General features: G+C 40.1%; 15 protein-coding genes, 2 tRNA genes and 1 pseudogene. 11 read left to right on the top strand and 7 right to left on the bottom strand.

Translation table 11 applies throughout. The features are described from left to right. The 3 genes from BACFIN_RS02835 to BACFIN_RS02845 all read right to left on the bottom strand — a co-directional run bounded on the left by BACFIN_RS02835 (position 1) and on the right by BACFIN_RS02845 (position 6,850). Positions 1 to 3,129, bottom strand: a complete 3,129-nt coding sequence (locus BACFIN_RS02835; RefSeq protein WP_007757259.1) for a SusC/RagA family TonB-linked outer membrane protein — start codon at positions 3,127 to 3,129, stop codon at positions 1 to 3. Between the two features lie 354 nt (positions 3,130 to 3,483). Next, positions 3,484 to 6,078, bottom strand: a complete 2,595-nt coding sequence (locus BACFIN_RS02840) for a hypothetical protein (RefSeq protein WP_007757258.1) — start codon at positions 6,076 to 6,078, stop codon at positions 3,484 to 3,486. 172 nt (positions 6,079 to 6,250) lie between these two features. Then, positions 6,251 to 6,850 (bottom strand): MarC family protein, encoded by a 600-nt coding sequence (locus tag BACFIN_RS02845; protein WP_007765080.1) that lies wholly within the window; start codon positions 6,848 to 6,850, stop codon positions 6,251 to 6,253. A 138-nt stretch (positions 6,851 to 6,988) separates the two neighbouring features. Between BACFIN_RS02845 and BACFIN_RS02850 the strand changes: the two genes are divergently transcribed. Beyond that, positions 6,989 to 7,657, top strand: coding sequence for a Crp/Fnr family transcriptional regulator (locus BACFIN_RS02850; RefSeq protein WP_007757254.1), 669 nt, complete (start codon positions 6,989 to 6,991; stop codon positions 7,655 to 7,657). A 152-nt stretch (positions 7,658 to 7,809) separates the two neighbouring features. Here the strand turns inward: BACFIN_RS02850 and guaA are convergent, their stop codons facing one another. Beyond that, on the bottom strand, positions 7,810 to 9,333 hold the full coding sequence (guaA, locus tag BACFIN_RS02855; protein WP_007757252.1) for a glutamine-hydrolyzing GMP synthase: 1,524 nt from the start codon (positions 9,331 to 9,333) through the stop codon (positions 7,810 to 7,812). A 134-nt stretch (positions 9,334 to 9,467) separates the two neighbouring features. Continuing rightward, positions 9,468 to 9,914, bottom strand: a complete 447-nt coding sequence (mscL, locus tag BACFIN_RS02860) for a large-conductance mechanosensitive channel protein MscL (RefSeq protein WP_007757250.1) — start codon at positions 9,912 to 9,914, stop codon at positions 9,468 to 9,470. A gap of 143 nt (positions 9,915 to 10,057) precedes the next feature. On the opposite strand from mscL, the gene gap reads away from it, so the two are divergent. From gap to BACFIN_RS02885, 6 genes and pseudogenes are all read left to right on the top strand, one after another. Beyond that, entirely contained in the window at positions 10,058 to 11,068 is a 1,011-nt protein-coding gene (gene gap, locus BACFIN_RS02865; protein WP_007765077.1) for a type I glyceraldehyde-3-phosphate dehydrogenase, read from the top strand. Between the two features lie 168 nt (positions 11,069 to 11,236). After that, positions 11,237 to 13,297, top strand: coding sequence for a M3 family metallopeptidase (locus BACFIN_RS02870; RefSeq protein WP_007757246.1), 2,061 nt, complete (start codon positions 11,237 to 11,239; stop codon positions 13,295 to 13,297). Positions 13,298 to 13,306: 9 nt separating this feature from the next. After that, a pseudogene (locus tag BACFIN_RS23910) lies at positions 13,307 to 13,817 on the top strand (DUF4847 family protein). Between the two features lie 17 nt (positions 13,818 to 13,834). Further along, complete coding sequence (locus BACFIN_RS02875) at positions 13,835 to 14,284, top strand: dCMP deaminase family protein (RefSeq protein ID WP_007757240.1); 450 nt, start codon at positions 13,835 to 13,837, stop codon at positions 14,282 to 14,284. 43 nt (positions 14,285 to 14,327) lie between these two features. After that, positions 14,328 to 16,010, top strand: coding sequence for a S41 family peptidase (locus BACFIN_RS02880; protein WP_007757236.1), 1,683 nt, complete (start codon positions 14,328 to 14,330; stop codon positions 16,008 to 16,010). A 37-nt stretch (positions 16,011 to 16,047) separates the two neighbouring features. Further along, positions 16,048 to 16,527, top strand: coding sequence for a 5-formyltetrahydrofolate cyclo-ligase (locus BACFIN_RS02885; protein WP_050761312.1), 480 nt, complete (start codon positions 16,048 to 16,050; stop codon positions 16,525 to 16,527). Here the strand turns inward: BACFIN_RS02885 and BACFIN_RS02890 are convergent. Together BACFIN_RS02890 and recF are read right to left on the bottom strand one after the other, a co-directional pair. Beyond that, positions 16,514 to 16,801: a DUF721 domain-containing protein gene (locus BACFIN_RS02890; RefSeq protein WP_007757231.1), complete on the bottom strand. Its 288-nt coding sequence runs from the start codon at positions 16,799 to 16,801 to the stop codon at positions 16,514 to 16,516. The genes BACFIN_RS02885 and BACFIN_RS02890 overlap by 14 nt on opposite strands. Next, positions 16,798 to 17,907, bottom strand: coding sequence for a DNA replication/repair protein RecF (gene recF / locus BACFIN_RS02895; protein WP_007757230.1), 1,110 nt, complete (start codon positions 17,905 to 17,907; stop codon positions 16,798 to 16,800). The genes BACFIN_RS02890 and recF overlap by 4 nt, the downstream gene beginning before the upstream one ends. A gap of 161 nt (positions 17,908 to 18,068) precedes the next feature. Here recF and BACFIN_RS02900 point away from each other — a divergent pair, with 161 nt between their 5' ends. The 4 genes from BACFIN_RS02900 (at position 18,069) to BACFIN_RS02915 (ending at position 19,618) form a co-directional block, all read left to right on the top strand. Further along, on the top strand, positions 18,069 to 18,752 hold the full coding sequence (locus tag BACFIN_RS02900; protein ID WP_032839908.1) for a tetratricopeptide repeat protein: 684 nt from the start codon (positions 18,069 to 18,071) through the stop codon (positions 18,750 to 18,752). Positions 18,753 to 18,907: 155 nt separating this feature from the next. Then, positions 18,908 to 19,402 carry a 6,7-dimethyl-8-ribityllumazine synthase gene (ribH, locus tag BACFIN_RS02905; RefSeq protein ID WP_022275424.1) on the top strand — a complete coding sequence of 165 codons (495 nt, stop codon included), beginning with the start codon at positions 18,908 to 18,910 and terminating at the stop codon, positions 19,400 to 19,402. Positions 19,403 to 19,454: 52 nt separating this feature from the next. After that, positions 19,455 to 19,537, top strand: a tRNA-Tyr gene (locus BACFIN_RS02910). Positions 19,538 to 19,545: 8 nt separating this feature from the next. After that, positions 19,546 to 19,618 (top strand) — tRNA-Gly (locus tag BACFIN_RS02915). Positions 19,619 to 19,770: the final 152 nt, after the last annotated feature.

Raw genomic sequence — 19,770 nt, 5'->3', positions numbered from 1 at the left:
TCAGAAATTAGCAGTAAAACCAATATTAAAACTTTTAGTCAGAGGATAATTCATTCCAGCACTATAAGAGCCTTCCACCTTTTCCGGATCAAACGCTTTCACAAAAGAATCACAGAAGGTTAAAAGATTATAGCCATTAATATAGAATCGTATATTACTAATACCGCTCTTTCTCAAAATACAGTCTGGCAATGTATAACCCAGTTCCAAAGTTTTGAGTCTTAAATAAGAAGCATCACGACGCCAGATATTACTCTCTTTATACATAGCTCCAGTATCCTGTATTAAACGGGTAGCAGGCCATTTCCCGGCAACCCATTTACTATTCGGATTGTAAGGGTCTTCTTTGCGCCATCTGTCATAGAAATAGGCTGGAGTATTCGCTCCTTTTGACCACAGTACCTCGGCATAAACCTCTGAAAACTGGACAGTATACATTCCCGCTCCCTGAAGCAAAGCGTAGATATCGAAATTTTTCCAAGAAGCCTCCAAATTAAAGCCATAATGAATCAGTGGAGTACCTGACCAAAAGAGAGGCATTCTATCATTATCATCGATAATACCGTCACCATTAGCATCTACATAACGGTAATCCCCCGGCAGTTCCTTGCTATTTCCCAACTCTCCATCCTGAACAGGAGCATATTTTATTTCCTCTGTAGTTTGGAATTGCCCATTAGTTTGATACCCCCATGTGAAATCATTCCAACGTCCGGAAGACTGATTTCTCCAACGATCCATGCTACTGGTGAAAGGTCCTCTTTCTACATGCTCCATCCGGGTGCGGGCTAAGTTCATATTCGCTTTGACGCTATAAGAAAAATTTCTGATCTTATTAGTATGCCCGAGCGTTATGTCAATACCCCTCGTCAAATCACTATTCAAATTTTCCTGTGGCAGTTGCGAACCAAATGTATTAGGTAATGCCACCACTCTTGTAGCTAACAATCCGCTTCTTTTTCTTTGGTATAAGTCGAACTCCAAAGAGAATAATCCTTTGAATATAGAAAGATCGAATCCTATATCAAGTAACTTAGCTTTATACCAAGTTAAATTCGTATTCGTAATAGAGGGAGCAGAAATGCCCGAAGTAGTAGTTCCGTCATTAAATTCATAAATACCAACATTAAGATTATAACCCGACACATATTGGAACGGATCACCTGCATCCTGTCCGGACTCCCCGTATGAAGCCCTGATCTTCAGATTATCAAGAAAGCCCAACTTTTCCTTCAAAAACTTCTCTTCCGACAAACGCCAACCAATAGACCCCATAGGGAAAAAAGCCCATCTGCTACCAGGAGCATAGCGGTAAGAACCATCATTTCTGAATCCTAATTCTAATAAATACCTTCCTTTGTAATCATAGTTAAACCGACCGACATACGAGATAAAAGCCTGTTCGTTGGACATCCCCCCTGAAACAGCATCTTTCAATCCGGCATAATCTACTTCATCATAAGTCAATAAATCAAACTTACGTTCTATATTCGACCAATCGCTTTTTTCCTGTCTCCTTTCATAAACCAATGTAGCACTTACATTATGTGTATCATTAAACAACCTATTGTAACTGATTTGTGCTTGCATGTCAAGCCTGCTCGCTTCGTTATTATTCACTTGTATCATAGAAGGATTATTGTATTCATTCTCTATATATTCATCCGTTTCGATAGCGTATGTATAAGTAGAAAACTTCTTTCTCAATCCTTTATGTTTATTGTGATTATAATCATAGCCTAATTGCCCTTGTATAGATAATCCCTGCACAAACGGTACTTCATATTTTAAAGTGAATGTCGATTGAAAGTTTTTATTATAATAATAATGATAACCTGTCATATCCGCATCCGCCAAAGCAATGGGATTAATTCCCATACTTTGAGTTGCCAAATAGTCCGGATTGTTATTGGCATACGCAGGCACAGTCGGCACATTCACACGGGTCTGCTTGAAGATCTCATAGAAAGAGTTCCATGGCTGGCTGGTCTTATCATATCTACCTGCCAAATTAACTCCTGCGGTCAATCCTTTAGCTATTTTTATATCAGTATTCGAACGAAAAGTAAATTTCTCATATCTCAAATCACCGGATTTCAACAACCCTTCATCAGATGCATAGCTAAAACTACCAAAGTATGAGACAATATCCGAACCTCCTTGCAAGGACAAAGTATATTGCTGCTGAATAGAACTATTCTTAATCACATGATCGTATAAATCAGTACTGGCATATCCAGAAGCACCCGTCTTCCATAATTCCAGTTCTTCTTTTGTAACCAATGGATTACCTTCTCCTAATATTGCAGCATCATTTCTAAGCTCCATATATTGAGCTGCGTTTGCCATCCTAGGAATATTAGTCGGTTTAGACCATCCCCAATTAGCCGACAAGGATATTTTCGCTTTTCCTTTATATCCTTTTTTTGTTGTTACAACAATGGCTCCATTAGCCGAATTCATACCATAAATAGCTGCAGTACCATCTTTCAGGAAAGAAATGCTTTCTATATCATCCGGATTAAGACGCTGAAACTCATTAGCCCCATCTCTGACAATCCCATCAATAATGAAAAGCGGAGTACCCAAACCACGGATATTGATATCGGAACGAAATTGTCCCGGTTCACCGTCATTCTGCCGTATCTTCAATCCCGAGACTTTCCCTTCAAGTGATTGTGCCAGACTGGTAGCTTTCGTTTTAATAATCTCATCATTTTTAATATTAGAAATAGCACCCGTCAAACTCTCTTTTTTCTGAACTCCATAACCTACCACTACCACTTCATCCAACGCCTGTGTATCTTCCAGCAATTTGATAACTAAAGACCGCATATCAGACACTTTTATTTTTTGAGTACGGTAACCAAGAAAACTAATAGTTAATTCCGTCCCGACAGGAACCTCAATGGAAAAATCTCCATTCATATTAGAGATAGTTCCCTTCCCGACCACAGAAGATTGAATACTGGCTCCAATAATCGGTTCGCTGGCGTTGTCTATAACTTTACCCGTTATCAGGTTACTTTGGGCAAGAACAGAAACTGAGAACAGTAAGTCTCCCATCATCACAAGAAAGAACCTTAAATGCACATTCCAGTGCTTCTCTTTGCAAATGCGTGCTTTCATAAATTATAAATTAAGTTGATATATTGTTCAATCAATCATCTATTATAGATCACTATGAATCATGAACCTACTCAAGAGGTATCAGTACACTTCATAACTCGATAGATTTGCGATTAATTGGTACTGCGAAAGTATATGAGAGGCATTATCACAACATTAATTTCATATTAATAATATGATTTTTCTTATCACATTCCATATAAGTACCTGATAAACAAAGAGAAAAAAAATAGAAATATTTTGCCCTCTTATGAAGAAAATAAAAGAACCCGAAAGCAATAAAGCCACTTCCGGGAAATCATTAATGCACTTTTAATGCAAAATTTATTTCATTCAAAAAATAAATTCCACCTATCAGCTCTCACAAATCACATCATCGTATGTAAATTCGGGAGAAGTATTCAATAAACGGTTATAATCAGCACAATACTTATCAAAACATTGTTTAGCAAGTCCTTTTTGTCCAGACAGAAATAACGCCCTGCACTTTATACGAATAGCATCTTCATCCGTACAGTCATGCATCAGTATAATATCCGCTATTTTCAGCAATAGTTTGTTGTCTTTCACAATCTCTTCACGAACACTGATAGAAAGAAGTAGTTCTATAACGTTATGAGAATACTCTGATTTATATTCATCCACCCATTCCGTACTTACATTAGGCAGCAACACCCCCAAAGATGCCAACTCTACAAAGTTGACAATCATTTCTTTATTAGAAGAATTATAGAATTCAAAAGCATTTAAGATCTGGCATACCTGATGATAATCACATAGAGTATCTTTACCCATATCAATATACCAATAATCATTTTTATTGACAATCTGTACTTCCCCGACCGTCTCAAGAATTAGCCGAAGTTTACGGATATTAACCCTACGGTTGTTGGCTGCACTCGTTTTACTCATATCAAACCAAAAAGTCTCTTCCAATCTTTGTGAAGTTGTTCCCTTTCCACCTTTGATGGAGTTTAGCAATAGGAAAAGAAAAAGTAATTTTAGAGTAGGCGTAAATTCACCCGTTATATTATTCCCTTGTTTATCAAAGACCTGAAAACCACCAAGAAGTAAAATTGCAGATATTTTTCTGTTAGATGGCTTAGCAATCTCTTGTTCTCCATATTCCACTTTGGAAATAGTCATCGAAACTCCAGTTGTTTTACTTTTCTTTTTCTTGTAGACATATACAATAACGAAGAAGAATACCAGACATATTAAAATGCTTCCATAGATAACCCATGTAGAAAAATGACAATCTTTGTTCTTTTCCATATAAATCTCATCTGACGATAAAGGAGGATATACTAAAGAATATACATCTAAAACTGACTCACCCGGTATCTTCTCCTGAACAACAAAAGCATACAACATCTGGTCTTGATAAAGAAATAAATCACAATAAGACTTAATATCCAGAAAATCATATTCGATAGAATCACTTACTATTTTGGATTGTGGATTTGAGGTACAAATATCAAAACTGCACAAGTTGAGATTGGTATGGAAACGATCATTATTATAAACCAAAGCATACAACTTATCAGCGACAGTATCTATTATCATTGAATTACTAAACGTAAAATGCTCGCCTTCATTAAAAAAAGACCACACTTTAGAACATGATTTATCCCGGATATTCAACCGATAAAGATCATAGTAATTCTGTGGAGACTCTTCCTGCTTTCCTGAACGGCTTCCATACCCGCCCATTATAAGAATGTGGTCTTTATCCTCAATGCCCATAGCACTTAAATACCGAGGAGTGATACAGGAATCCAAAGAAATAATTTGCCATTGATCTCCGTCATTCAAACCTTTTTCCACAAAATCTGCATTATAAGTATGGCGTCCATATCCTCCAAAAAGGATCAAATGATTGGTTTCCGGATCTATCATATGATTATGATGCTGTCTGGAGTCCACTTCCCACGTAGAAGGAATCGACCATTCATGCGTGGCAAAATTATATTTGCTTAAAAGAGGATGTTCAGTAGAATAGGAAATCAACTCGTCAGTAGCAGCAGAATAAATAACCTGTCGGGATACTCCAAAATAAGGTTCTCCTTTTTCAACTGATAGAGTATCTACCTGTTTATTATCGACATGGTAGACCAATACCTTCTCTTTTAGTACCATAAATATCCTACCACCTATACTATCATAAGCTAATTGAAGATTTTGACATTGAAACTTCTTACTATCAAATTTCAGGGATTTCTCTTTCTGCCAGTTATAATGTCTATCTATTTCCCAAATGCCATTTTGAACAATTGCACGTTGAGCCTCTACTTCATCCATTGTTTCTCCTTTTCTGTTATGCAAGGCCAGCTTCCAGCATCGTATTATTCTACCATCCTGATTATGCAATTCAATGTTACGCAAACTAACGGGAGGAACATCGGTCGTATAATACTTTGGATGCCTATTGCTTCCAAATAAGAAACTTAGACTGTTAAAGTCTTTAAAAGAATGACGCATCATTTGAGTAGCCTCATTCACCGAAATCTTAATCCCCTGTTCTGTGAAATCAAGCCTTATCTTAATCCACTCATCCTTTACTATTTGAGTACTGTCTATAAAATCCACATTCTCAACAATCGAACTACCTTTGTTCAATATAAAATTGAATTTGGATCGTAGTTGATAAGATATAAAATCCAAGCAAGAAGAAGTATCGTCGGAGATTATTCTAAACACATATCCATAAGTATGCAATTCCTCTCTCAACTTAATGTCAAAACTAAGCGAGAACTTATTACCCAGATGCAGACTTCTATCCGGAGTCAGATCAAGACTTGTTCTTTGATCCTGATTAACAGTATGTGCTTTGAAGGTAAGTCCATAACGATAATTGGACAATATAGTAGTATTTGCATAGCCCCATTGCAATGTTACAAACAAGCAAAAAATGAGAAGGCTGATCAACAAATATCGTTTTTGTTTCATTGTTCCGTGATTTTTTCTTTTTACTTATATACAATAAGGTTAACTTAATAACAGAGGTCTTTTCATGACAAACAAGAAATTCCCATCTATCTGCAACTATGACAGGAGACGTTCAAGTAATGCAAATATACAAAAATAACAAGTAGAAAACAAGTAAAGATTAGATTATTAATCAAGACCGATGCAACGCTTCAATCAATAACGTTATATTGGCGGTGAACAATCTGACGGAAATAGCCAATAGAATGATACCAAAGAACTTACGAATAATATAGATACCACCTTTGCCGAGGAAACGCTCAACACGTCCGGTCATACTCACCACGAAATATACCCAGATCATGTTCAGCACCAAAGCTATAATAATATTAACGCTTGCATATTCGGCACGGAGAGAAAGCAACGTCGTGAAAGCTCCGGCGCCCGCAAGCAGAGGAAAAACAAGCGGAACCAAAGTAGCCTCTTTGATAGGCCCCTGATTCTTAAATATCTCAATATCCAGAATCATCTCCAAAGACATGAGGAAAATAACAAATGCACCGGCAACCGCAAATGACTCAATATCCACATGAAAAAGCTTCAACATCATATCACCCGCATAGAAGAACCCGATCAACAAGACGAAAGAAATGACAGTAGCTTTCATCGCATTTACATCTTTGCCTCTTTCTTTTAGGTTAATAATAATAGGTATAGAGCCGATAATATCTATTACGGCAAAAAGTACGATAAACGCACTGACCATCTGCTGCCAATTAAAGCCTGTGAACATAATTTCCTCCTTTTTTTTCTGCAAATATACTCTATTTTTATGCATTCAAACAATAAAAAAAACAAAAAGAGAGGTCAGATGTTGACAGCAGTATCGTATTATGAGTAAATTTGTACGATTAACAAGAAATTACGACGTATGGAAACAATGTTCGACACTTTGCTCCAATTGCCTTTATTTCAAGGTCTTTGTAATGAAGATTTTACCAGTATTCTGGAAAAAGTAAAGCTACACTTTATCAAACATAAAGCAGGGGAGACCATCATTGAAAATGGAAGTGCTTGCACACAACTTTGTTTTCTATTGAAAGGAGAAGTTTCAATCGTCACAAATTCCCCCAAAAATATATACACAGTCATCGAACAGATGGAAGCACCTTATTTAATAGAGCCGCAATCACTGTTTGGAATGAGCACCCATTACACCTCTTCTTACATAGCACATACAGAAGCGCATACTGTAAGTATCAGCAAAGCCTTTGTGCTCAGCGACCTGTTCAAATATGATATTTTCCGGCTTAACTACATGAATATTGTCAGTAACCGGGCACAAAATCTTTATTCCCGTTTATGGGAGGAACCGGCTCAGGACTTGAAAAATAAAATCATTCGTTTCTTCCTGCTACATTGCGAAAAAACACAGGGAGAAAAAATATTCAAGGTAAAGATGGACGACCTTGCCCGTTATCTGGATGACACCCGGCTGAATACGTCCAAAGCTCTTAATGAACTGCAAGACAACGGTGTGCTTGAATTACGCCGGAAAGAGATCCTAATCCCGGACGCAGTGAAGTTAGTGAACGATTAGAAGTGGCTCTGCAATAAACGAAACAATTCGACTACTGCTAAATTTTTCACCACAGATTACACAGATTTCCACAGATTAACATTAAAAGTTCGTTTTAACCAAAAATCTGTGTAACCCGTGATGAGTTTTGATATATAACTAGGAATAATTTATCACTCCCACTCTATGGTAGCTGGCGGCTTAGAACTAATATCATAGGTTACGCGATTCACGCCTTTTACCTTATTAATAATATCATTTGATACTTTACCCATAAATTCATATGGCAAATGTGCCCAATCGGCAGTCATAGCATCGGTTGAGGTCACAGCACGCAATGCAACAGCACGTTCATACGTACGCTCGTCACCCATGACACCGACAGACTGCACCGGCAACAGAATAACTCCCGCCTGCCATACTTTATCGTACAGTCCCCAATCACGCAATCCTTGAATAAAAATATCATCCGCATCTTGTAAGATACGTACTTTCTCACGGGTAATATCACCCAGAATACGCACTGCCAGCCCCGGTCCCGGGAACGGATGGCGGGTAATCAGATGTTCCGGCATACCCAACTCACGACCTACCCGACGAACCTCATCCTTAAACAACAAACGAAGTGGCTCACACAATTTCAGATTCATCTTTTCAGGAAGTCCACCTACATTATGATGGCTCTTAATCACCGTACCTGTAATAGATAACGACTCGATGCAGTCCGGATAGATTGTTCCCTGAGCTAGCCATTTTACATCCTTTATCTTATGAGCCTCTACATCGAATACATCGATAAAACCCTTACCTATAATCTTACGTTTACCTTCCGGCTCAGTCACGCCCGCCAGTTCCGAGAAAAATTTTTCGCTGGCATCTACACCAATCACGTTCAGTCCGAGACACTCGTAATCTTTCATCACATTCTTGAACTCATTCTTACGCAGCATACCATGATCTACGAAAATACAAGTCAGGTTCTTGCCAATAGCCTTATTCAGCAACACGGCAGCAACAGAAGAATCTACACCACCGCTCAAACCGAGCACAACCTTATCATCTCCCAACTGGGCTTTTAATTCAGCTACAGTACTTTCAATGAAAGAGGCCGGTGACCAGTCTTGCTTGCAACCACAGACATCCACCACAAAATTCCTCAATATCTGCGTACCGTCTTCACTATGAAACACCTCCGGATGGAACTGTACGCCCCATACCTGCTCACCCTCTATCTGATAAGCCGCAATCTCTACTTTATCCGTCGAAGCGATCTTTTTGAAATTATCAGGAATAGCAGTAATCGTATCACCGTGGCTCATCCATACTTGCGAGCCGTCACGCACTCCTTTCAGCAGCACATTATCTTTGCAGAAAGAAGCCAAATGAGCACGTCCATATTCACGTGTACCCGCCGGTTCCACTTTTCCACCATTGGTATACGACAGATACTGTGCACCATAACAGATACCCAATATCGGATATTTACCACGAATCTCACTCAAATCGACTTTAAACGCATCTTTATCGTAAACCGAAAAAGGACTGCCCGAAAGGATTACCCCTTTAATTGTAGAATCATCTTTTGGAAATTTGTTGTAAGGAATGATTTCGCAATATGTATCCAATTCGCGCACACGACGACCTATAAGCTGTGTTGTTTGTGAACCGAAATCAAGAATTATTATTTTTTCCTGCATATAAATGGTTGGATTTTAAATAAATGATTTGCAAAAGTAGAAAAAAGTACGCAATCTATTATTAATAATAAGGAGAAAAATAAAAGGAGATTCACAGGATAACGCCCGGAATCTCCTCCTATATTTTATCGGAATTAATCTCTCTTCTCTTTCAGTAAGTCACGAATTTCCGTCAACAGCACCTCTTCTTTCGTAGGTGCAGGAGGAGCAGGAGGTGCGGCAGGCGCTTCCTCTTTTTTCTTAGCCGTCAGTTTCGTAATCAAGCGTATAAATAAGAATATAGAAAAGGCAATAATCAGAAAGTCAAAGGTAGCCTGCAAGAACTGACCGTAATCCAATGATACCGCAGGCGCAATCTCTTTGCCGTCGGCTCCAATCTCAGCCGCCTTCATTACCCATTTCAAATCCGTAAAATTCACACCGCCAACCAGCAAGCCGATCGGAGGCATAATTACATTAGCAACCAGCGATGATACGATCTTGCCGAACGCCCCACCAATAACCACACCGACAGCCATGTCAATGACGTTTCCTTTCATTGCAAACGCCTTAAAGTCCTGTAAAAATGTACTCTTTCCCATCTTTTTTCAATATTTAATGTGAATTTAATATGCGAATATAAAAACATTTTTGTAATTTTGCACCGCATTTGAAAAATAAAACAAATGCGGAGACCGAGAGATATTTGAACAAATATTATAAAACCCTTAAAAGTTTAAACAAAATGATTAAAGTAGGTATTAATGGATTCGGACGTATCGGACGTTTCGTTTTCCGCGCTGCAATGAAGAGAAACGATATTCAAATCGTAGGTATCAATGACCTTTGCCCGGTTGATTACTTGGCTTACATGTTGAAGTATGACACAATGCACGGTCAATTCGACGGTACTATCGAAGCAGATGTTGAAAACAGCAAATTGATCGTTAACGGTCAAGCTATCCGTATCACAGCTGAAAGAAATCCGGCTGACTTGAAATGGAATGAAGTAGAAGCTGAATACGTTGTGGAATCTACAGGTTTGTTCTTGAGCAAAGACAAAGCTCAGGCTCATATCGAGGCTGGTGCAAAATATGTTGTAATGTCAGCTCCTTCTAAAGATGACACTCCGATGTTCGTTTGCGGTGTAAACGAAAAAACATACGTTAAAGGTACTCAATTCGTATCTAACGCTTCTTGTACTACTAACTGCTTGGCTCCTATCGCTAAAGTATTGAACGACAAGTTCGGTATCCTTGACGGTTTGATGACTACAGTTCACTCTACAACTGCTACTCAGAAAACAGTTGACGGTCCTTCTATGAAAGACTGGAGAGGTGGTCGTGCTGCTTCTGGTAACATCATCCCTTCTTCTACTGGTGCTGCTAAAGCTGTAGGTAAAGTTATCCCTGCATTGAACGGCAAATTGACTGGTATGTCTATGCGTGTTCCGACTTTGGACGTATCTGTAGTTGACTTGACAGTTAACTTGGCTAAACCGGCTACTTACGCTGAAATCTGCGCTGCAATGAAAGAAGCTTCTGAAGGCGAATTGAAGGGTATCCTGGGTTACACTGAAGATGCAGTTGTTTCTTCTGACTTCTTGGGTGACACTCGTACTTCTATCTTCGATGCTAAAGCCGGTATCGCTTTGACTGACACATTCGTTAAAGTTGTATCTTGGTATGACAACGAAATCGGTTACTCTAACAAAGTTCTTGATTTGATCGCTCACATGGCATCAGTTAACGCTTAATTAGAAGATTAACATATAAGAAACCGCTGCGGATAACCGTAGCGGTTTTTTTGTATTCATTTTATATATTGTTAAAAAGCAAGCTTTTATCCGCATAGTAAGCTACAATTTTAGTAGTTTTGTGTTCTTATGGAAAGATTATTAATAACATTGATACTAATTTGCAGCATGAGTAATATAATAAATGCCCAGAATCCTTTCTTCGGGCAGTACTTGACACCGCACGAAACCGTGCCTTTTGACCGTATAAAAACCGAGCACTATGAACCTGCTATTCTTGAAGGAATCAAGCAACAAAATGCAGAGATAAATGCTATCATACAGAACCCGGAAAAAGCAGACTTCCGAAATACAATAGAAGCTTTCGAACAATCCGGAGAGTTACTGGACAGAGTTACCGCCATGTTCGGCAATATGCTCAGTGCGGAAACCAACGATGACCTGCAGGCATTGGCGCAAAAAATAATGCCGCTACTCAGCGAGCATAGTAACAATATCACGTTGAACGAAAAACTCTTTGCACGTGTAAAAGAGGTATACAACCAAAAAGAAAACTTACAGCTCAATCCGGAAGAAAGTAAGTTGTTGGAAAATGCCTATAACAGCTTCGTTCGTCACGGCGCTAATCTAGAAGGAGAAGCACGTGAAGAATACCGTCGGTTAACCACCGAGTTAAGTAAGTTGACACTGACTTTCAGCGAGAACAACTTAAAAGAAACAAATCGCTACCAAATGCTGTTGACGAAAAAAGAAAGTCTTGCCGGACTTCCCGAAATTATTGTGGAAGCAGCTGCCGAAACAGCGAAAAGTGAAGATAAAGAAGGATGGGCATTTACCCTTCACGCGCCAAGTTATGTTCCTTTTATGACCTATGCCGACAACCGTGATTTACGGCAGAGGTTATACATGGCGTACAATACAAAATGTACGCATGACAACGAATTCAACAATATCGAGATCGTAAAAAAGATAGCAAATACGCGCATGAAAATAGCGCAATTGCTAGGTTACAAGGATTATGCGGAATATACGCTCGTAAAACGGATGGCCGAAAACAGCGAGTCTGTATACAAGCTGCTTAACCAACTGTTGGAAGCATACACACCTACCGCACAACAGGAATACAAAGAGGTACAGGAGTTGGCACGTAAAGAGCAAGGAGAGGATTTTGTCTTAATGCCGTGGGACTGGAGTTATTACTCCAACAAGCTGAAAGATAAGAAATTCAATATCAACGAAGAAATGCTTCGCCCCTACTTCGAACTCGAACAAGTAAAGAAAGGAGTATTCGGACTTGCAGAAAAGTTATATGGAATAACTTTCCGCAAAAACACGGAGATTCCTGTTTACCATAAAGATGTAGAGGCATTTGAAGTATTCGATAAAGACGGGAAATTCCTGGCTGTCCTGTATACTGACTTCCATCCGCGTCTAGGAAAACGTGCCGGAGCTTGGATGACCAGCTACAAAGATCAATGGATAGATAAGCAAACCGGTGAAAACAGTCGTCCGCACGTATCCGTTGTAATGAATTTCACCAAACCGACCGAAAACAAGCCTTCCCTGCTGACTTTCAATGAAGTAGAGACATTCCTTCATGAGTTCGGGCATAGCCTGCACGGTATGTTTGCCAACTCTACCTATAAGAGTTTGAGCGGAACCAATGTATATTGGGACTTCGTGGAGTTGCCTTCACAAATCATGGAGAATTTTGCCATAGAAAAGGATTTCCTAAATACATTTGCCCGCCATTATCGGACAGGTGAAGCTCTGCCGGATGATTTAATAAAACGATTGGTAGACGCTTCAAATTTTAATGTAGCATACGCTTGTTTGCGACAGGTAAGTTTCGGTCTGCTCGATATGGCATGGTATACCCGCAATACAGCCTTTGAAGGGGATGTGAAAGCCTACGAGCAGGAAGCCTGGAAAAAGGCGCAGATATTGCCTGTCATCGAAGAAGCTTGCATGAGTACACAATTTTCTCATATCTTCGCCGGTGGCTATGCCGCAGGATATTACAGTTATAAATGGGCGGAAGTGTTGGATGCAGATGCATTCTCCCTGTTTAAGCAGAAAGGAATATTCAATTGTGAAATTGCCGATTCGTTCCGTAACAACATTCTATCGAAAGGAGGAACTGAGCACCCGATGGTACTTTACAAACGTTTCAGAGGACAAGAACCGTCTATTGACGCGTTGCTAATCAGAAATGGAATAAAGAAATAAGTATTAACTATGAAGAAGAGTATATTTCAAATAATAGGACTATTATTATTACTTCCTTTATTTTCAGGATGTAATGATTCGGATGATGTAGCCGCCATATTTACAGGAAAGACTTGGAAGCTAAACTATATCACTGTTGATGGAGGGCACGAGATGTTCGGCTTTTGGGAAAATGAAGCGGAAAAGAAGAAAAGTATGGATGAACTTAAAAAAAAATGGCACATACAATGTTATATTTGAGGGTACAACTGAAGATGATCTGATTAAAGGAAACATAAGAGGAAGCGTTATCACTTCGTATCCCCTTGCCGGAACCTGGAGTGCAAACGGCAAAGACAATAAGTTCAAAGCCAATATCACGGAAGGAAAGGACGGAGGCGATAAACTTGCCAAAAATTTTCTGGAAGGTCTCAAGAATGCGACATCTTACGAAGGGGACAGCAAAAATTTATACCTTTTGTATAAGCCTACCGGAAGTCAGCAGACCTTTCGAATGGTCTTTTACGTTGTTAATCAGTAACTAATCCGACACACAATATGGACACAGAGAAGAAACAATCAGAACTTGACAAACGTTATATACGCATGGCTAGCATATGGGCGGAGAACTCCTATTGCCAACGCCGCAAAGTAGGAGCTTTAATCGTCAAGGATAAAATGATTATCTCCGACGGATATAACGGAACGCCTTCCGGTTTTGAGAATGTATGTGAAGATGAAAACAACGTGACAAAGCCATACGTTCTGCATGCGGAAGCAAATGCGATCACCAAAATAGCACGTTCAAACAACAGCAGTGACGGTGCAACGATGTATGTCACCGCTTCTCCCTGCATCGAATGTGCCAAATTAATCATACAGGCAGGTATCAAACGGGTGGTTTACTCGGAACATTATCGCCTGGAAGATGGAATAGAGTTATTAAAGCGGGCAGGAATCGAAGTCATCTATACAGAACCGGATGAAAAGCCTGCTTCGGACAAATAATAAGACGAATAAATAAGACGAACGTTTTAAAAAAGGAATAGACATGAGTACAAAAAGCTCTTCACGTTTTACACCTGTCATTATAGCAATCAGCGTGGTAATCGGAATTCTTATCGGCACATTTTATGCCAAACATTTCGCCGGTAACCGTTTAGGTATCATCAATGGTTCCTCCAACAAGCTGAACGCACTGTTGCGAATCGTAGATGACCAATATGTAGACACTGTAAACATGACCGACCTCGTAGAAAAAGCTATGCCGCAGATTCTTGCCGAACTTGATCCGCACTCAACTTATATCCCGGCACAGAACCTCGAAGAAGTCAATTCGGAGTTGGAAGGCAGTTTCAGTGGAATCGGTATTCAGTTCACCATACAGAATGACACTATTCATGTGAATGCAGTCATTCAGGGAGGTCCTTCTGAAAAAGTGGGACTGATGGCAGGCGACCGTATCGTCACTGTGGACGACAGTTTATTTGTCGGCAAGAAAGTAACCAACGAACGGGCCATGCGTACCTTGAAAGGGCCGAAAGGTTCTCAAGTGAAATTAGGAATCAAACGCATGGGAGAAAAAGACCTGTTGAACTTCAATATCACACGTGGAGATATTCCTCAAAATACTGTAGACGCCGCTTATATGGTGAACGATGACATCGGCTACATAAAAGTGAGCAAGTTCGGACGTACCACTCATGTAGAGTTGCTCAACGCATTGGCACAATTGAACCATAAAAAGTGCAAGGGGCTGATTATCGACCTGCGTGGTAACACCGGAGGATATATGGAAGCAGCTATCCGCATGGTAAACGAATTCTTGCCGGAAGGAAAACTGATAGTATATACGCAAGGCCGTAAATATCCCCGTGCAGAAGAATTTGCTAACGGCACAGGCAGTTGCCAGAAAATGCCACTCGTCGTACTCATTGACGAAGGTTCCGCTTCTGCCAGCGAGATCTTCACCGGAGCTATCCAAGACAACGATCGGGGAACAGTTATCGGACGACGCTCGTTCGGCAAGGGACTTGTACAGCAACCTATCGACTTCAGTGACGGTTCCGCTATCCGTCTGACGATTGCCCGCTATTACACTCCGTCCGGACGTTGTATCCAACGCCCATACGAAAGTGGCAAAGACCGGAACTACGAACTGGATTTATACAACCGTTATGAGCATGGAGAATTTTTCTCACGCGACAGTATCAAGCAGAATGAAAAAGAACGCTATAACACCAGTCTGGGACGTACCGTATATGGCGGCGGCGGTATCATGCCGGATATATTCGTACCGCAAGATACTACAGGAGTCACTTCTTACCTTTCTACGGTTATCGGTCGCGGACTGACTATCCAATTTACTTTCCAATATACCGACAATAACCGGAAAAAGCTCAGCGAGTACGAGACGGAAGAAGAACTGTTGAATTATCTCCGCCGTCAAGGACTGGTAGAACAGTTTGTCCGCTTTGCTGACAGTAAGGGAGTGAAAAGAAGAAATATCCTGATCCAAAAGTCGTATAAGCTGTTAGAAAAAAACATTTATGGCAACATCATCTACAATATGCTAGGGTTGGAGGCTTATCTTCAGTATTTTAACAAGAGTGACTCCACTGTCAACAAAGGTATTGAAATACTCGAAAAAGGAGAAGCTTTTCCCAAAGCACCGATAGCTGTGGAAGAGGAAGAAGCAACCAATAAAGATGGAAAGAAAAAAGAAACTGCGTAAACATATAGCAACACTGAAGACACATTATAATTCAGTGTTGCGGAAGTCACTATCAACCCAAATACTTGCCGCCCTCGAAGCCCATCCGGCTTTTAGGGCGGCAAGCACCGTTTTACTTTACTATTCATTGAAGGATGAAGTAGAAACACATACATTTGTACAAAAATGGAGCAAAAAGAAACGTATTCTACTCCCGGTAGTGGTAGACGATGATTTAGAATTACGGATATATACCGGTCCCGAAGACATGGCAACTGGAAGCTATGGCATAGAAGAACCGACGGGAGAATTATTTACCGACTATGCAACCATAGACTTTATCGCTGTTCCCGGAGTAGCTTTTGACCTGAAAGGAAACCGTCTGGGACGGGGAAAAGGATATTACGATCGACTTTTACCACGCATACCATCAGCCTACAAAGCAGGTATCTGTTTTCCGTTCCAATTAGTAGAAGAAGTTCCTGCGGAATCTTTCGACATCCGCATGGATATTATTATAACCATCAACGAAAAATAATATTTGTAATAACGGTAGCCCCCACTTTCGTATTAAGCGCACGTATCAGCATTTCACGCCCCATCATCAACTCCTGCCGAAGAGCCGCAGAAGTGAGATGCACATACAAAGTCTGATTACGGATATAAAGATTGCTGGTATAAGTTGCCGCAGGTCCCAAGATTTCAGGCCAGGCATCCAACAATCTTTGTTCATTCAACGGAGACTCCAAACTCTCCTGACGAAGAAATTGCTGTATCAGTTTCCCTATCTGTTCAGCGTCATTACGTTTCATTGTTCAGCCTCCATTTCGCGAATGATTCCTTTTTCAACCAAAAACATCTTATAGTCACTGCCCACTTTATGCAAAATGCGATCCAGATGTTCCCGATTCGTATCCGTAATAAAGATCTGCCCGAAATTATCTCCGGCAACCAACTTCACTATCTGCTCCACACGTGAAGCGTCCAGCTTATCAAAGATATCATCCAGCAATAATAAAGGAACAGTCCTTCCGGTACGTTTCAAAAAATCAAATTGTGCCAGTTTCAAAGCAACCAGATACGTCTTATTCTGTCCTTGCGAACCTTCTTTCTTGATCGGGAACTCCCCTAAAAGCATATTCAGTTCATCCTTATGAATTCCCCGCAAAGAGAAGCCCATAATCTTATCCCGTTCCCGGCTTTGCTTCAATACTTCCAACAAAGAAGCCTCCCGCGCATGGGAATCGTAAGACAGTCCAACCTGTTCCTTATCTTGAGAAATGAATGAATAAAAAGACTGGAATATAGGAATAAACTCTTTGATAAACACCTCACGCTTCTTGAATACAACCTCACCGGCTTGTGCCATCATCTCCTCCCACACCAGAAAGAGTTCTTCTTCCACCGGCAGTTCGCTTTTCAGCAAAGTGTTGCGCTGCGTCAATGCTTTATTATAACGGATCAATGCATCCAGGTATTCCTTATCATACTGGGAAATCACCACATCCATAAACCGTCGGCGTTCATCACTTCCACCGGCAATCAGTTCTGAGTCGGCAGGCGACACCATGACCAAAGGCAGGAAACCGATGTGGTCCGAAAAACGGCTGTATTCTTTCTTATTCCTTTTGAATTGTTTCTTCGAACGGCGTTTCATTCCACAATAAATCTCTTCGGGAGTTCCATCCTCCGCCTCATAGAAACCTTGAATAACAAAGAAGTCCTGTTCATGACGAATATTCTGAGAATCAATCGGATTACCGGAGCTCTTACAGAAAGATAAAAAGTACACCGCATCCAACAAGTTGGTCTTTCCCATTCCATTCTGTCCGAAAAAACAGTTCAGTTTAGCGGAGAATCCCAGCTCCACCTCTTCCAGATTCTTATAATTCAATATGGATATTCGTTTCAGTATCATTGTTTACACGTTAATTTGTTCACAAAAGTAGCAAGATTTTCGTGGTTTTCGGAGGTAAAATAAAAAAAGATGGCTCTAAATTTCATTTGTAGATATAAAAAAACTAATTTTGCGAGTCGAAATATCAAACAGTGAATAATAACAAAAAGAATCATATAAAAATGGCAGAACAAAAAAATCAGAATGAACATCTGAATGTAGAAGATGCACTGACACAATCGGAAGCGTTTCTTATCAAGTACAAAAACGCAATCATCGGCGGTGTTGTTGCTGTGATTATTATTGTAGCAGGTTTTATCATGTACAAAAACCTCTATGCTGAACCTCGTGAAGAAAAAGCACAAGCTGCTCTTTTCAAAGGACAGGAATACTTTGAGCAGGACGCTTTTGAGCAGGCTCTGAACGGTGACAGTATCGGTTATGCCGGTTTCCTGAAAGTAGCGGATGACTACAGTGGAACAAAAGCCGCTAACTTGGCAAAAGCATATGCAGGTATCTGCTACGCACAACTCGGTAAATATGAAGATGCAGTAAAGATGCTGGATAGCTTCGATGGAAGCGACCAGATGGTTGCTCCGGCAATCTTGGGTGCTACCGGCAACTGCTATGCACAACTTGGACAATTAGATAAAGCGGCTTCTACTCTGCTGTCGGCAGCAGACAAAGCTGACAACAATACACTGAGCCCGATCTTCCTGTTGCAAGCCGGAGAAATCCTGGTAAAACAAGGAAAATATGACGATGCAGTAAACGCTTATACTAAGATTAAGGATAAATATTTCCAGTCTTACCAAGCAATGGACATCGACAAATACATCGAACAAGCTAAATTGATGAAAAAATAATAAGGCTCTAAATACCTTACTATATATAACTAAGTATATTATACTTTTTAGACGCGGATAACGCAGATAACGCGAATTTCAAAATGAACAAATCCGCATTATCTGCGTTATTTACGTTTAAAAGTCAATCCCCAAAATTCAAATTACTACTTACTATGGCAACAGCTTACCATAATTTATCCGAATACGATTTCAACTCTGTTCCGAACGCAGAGAATATGAAATTCGGCATTGTTGTATCTGAATGGAACTTCAATATTACAGGTGCTTTACTGAAAGGAGCGGTCGATACATTAAAAAAACATGGAGCCAAAAATGAAAATATTCTGGTAAAAACCGTACCCGGAAGTTTCGAGCTTACCTTTGGCGCTAATCAAATGATGGAAAATTGTGATATTGATGCAATAATCGCAATCGGTTGCGTAATTAAAGGAGATACTCCGCATTTTGATTATGTTTGCATGGGAGCCACTCAAGGAATTACCGAGCTAAACGCAACTGGCGATATACCAGTAATTTACGGATTAATTACCACCAATACAATGGAGCAAGCAGAGGATCGTGCCGGTGGTAAGCTGGGTAACAAAGGAGACGAATGTGCAATTACTGCAATAAAAATGATTGATTTTGTTTGGAGTTTAAATAAATAGTTGTATCTTTGCACCGCAATTGAGAAACAAACCTCCTCAAGAGCAAAATAAAGGGCAAATACCAGAGTGGCCAAATGGGGCAGACTGTAAATCTGCTGGCTTACGCCTTCGGTGGTTCGAATCCATCTTTGCCCACAAAAATTGCGGAAGTAGCTCAGTTGATAGAGCATTAGCCTTCCAAGCTGAGGGTCGCGGGTTTGAGCCCCGTCTTCCGCTCTCTAAAGAGAATCCGAGAAATTGGATTCTCTTTTTTTATATACTTTAGATCGCCCAAATTATGGGTCAACGTAACAATCTGAGGGATTCTATATTTAAGCATATAATTTAGCAAGTCTATATAAGAAAAAAGCTCTATCTCTTACTCCTCT

The organism is Bacteroides finegoldii DSM 17565 (assembly GCF_000156195.1).
Classification (GTDB): domain Bacteria; phylum Bacteroidota; class Bacteroidia; order Bacteroidales; family Bacteroidaceae; genus Bacteroides; species Bacteroides finegoldii.
The sequence above is the reverse complement of the archived record's forward strand: the minus strand, read 5'-3'. Positions and strand labels throughout refer to the sequence as shown.

Excerpts from the sequence above, each read along its gene's own strand:
- BACFIN_RS02835 (WP_007757259.1), bottom strand. The coding sequence starts at position 3,129 with ATGAAAGCACGCATTTGCAAAGAGAAGCACTGGAATGTGCATTTAAGG.
- BACFIN_RS02840 (WP_007757258.1), bottom strand. The coding sequence starts at position 6,078 with ATGAAACAAAAACGATATTTGTTGATCAGCCTTCTCATTTTTTGCTTG.
- BACFIN_RS02845 (WP_007765080.1), bottom strand. The coding sequence starts at position 6,850 with ATGTTCACAGGCTTTAATTGGCAGCAGATGGTCAGTGCGTTTATCGTA.
- BACFIN_RS02850 (WP_007757254.1), top strand. The coding sequence starts at position 6,989 with ATGGAAACAATGTTCGACACTTTGCTCCAATTGCCTTTATTTCAAGGT.
- guaA (WP_007757252.1), bottom strand. The coding sequence starts at position 9,333 with ATGCAGGAAAAAATAATAATTCTTGATTTCGGTTCACAAACAACACAG.
- mscL (WP_007757250.1), bottom strand. The coding sequence starts at position 9,914 with ATGGGAAAGAGTACATTTTTACAGGACTTTAAGGCGTTTGCAATGAAA.
- gap (WP_007765077.1), top strand. The coding sequence starts at position 10,058 with ATGATTAAAGTAGGTATTAATGGATTCGGACGTATCGGACGTTTCGTT.
- BACFIN_RS02870 (WP_007757246.1), top strand. The coding sequence starts at position 11,237 with ATGAGTAATATAATAAATGCCCAGAATCCTTTCTTCGGGCAGTACTTG.
- BACFIN_RS02875 (WP_007757240.1), top strand. The coding sequence starts at position 13,835 with ATGGACACAGAGAAGAAACAATCAGAACTTGACAAACGTTATATACGC.
- BACFIN_RS02880 (WP_007757236.1), top strand. The coding sequence starts at position 14,328 with ATGAGTACAAAAAGCTCTTCACGTTTTACACCTGTCATTATAGCAATC.
- BACFIN_RS02890 (WP_007757231.1), bottom strand. The coding sequence starts at position 16,801 with ATGAAACGTAATGACGCTGAACAGATAGGGAAACTGATACAGCAATTT.
- recF (WP_007757230.1), bottom strand. The coding sequence starts at position 17,907 with ATGATACTGAAACGAATATCCATATTGAATTATAAGAATCTGGAAGAG.
- BACFIN_RS02900 (WP_032839908.1), top strand. The coding sequence starts at position 18,069 with ATGGCAGAACAAAAAAATCAGAATGAACATCTGAATGTAGAAGATGCA.
- ribH (WP_022275424.1), top strand. The coding sequence starts at position 18,908 with ATGGCAACAGCTTACCATAATTTATCCGAATACGATTTCAACTCTGTT.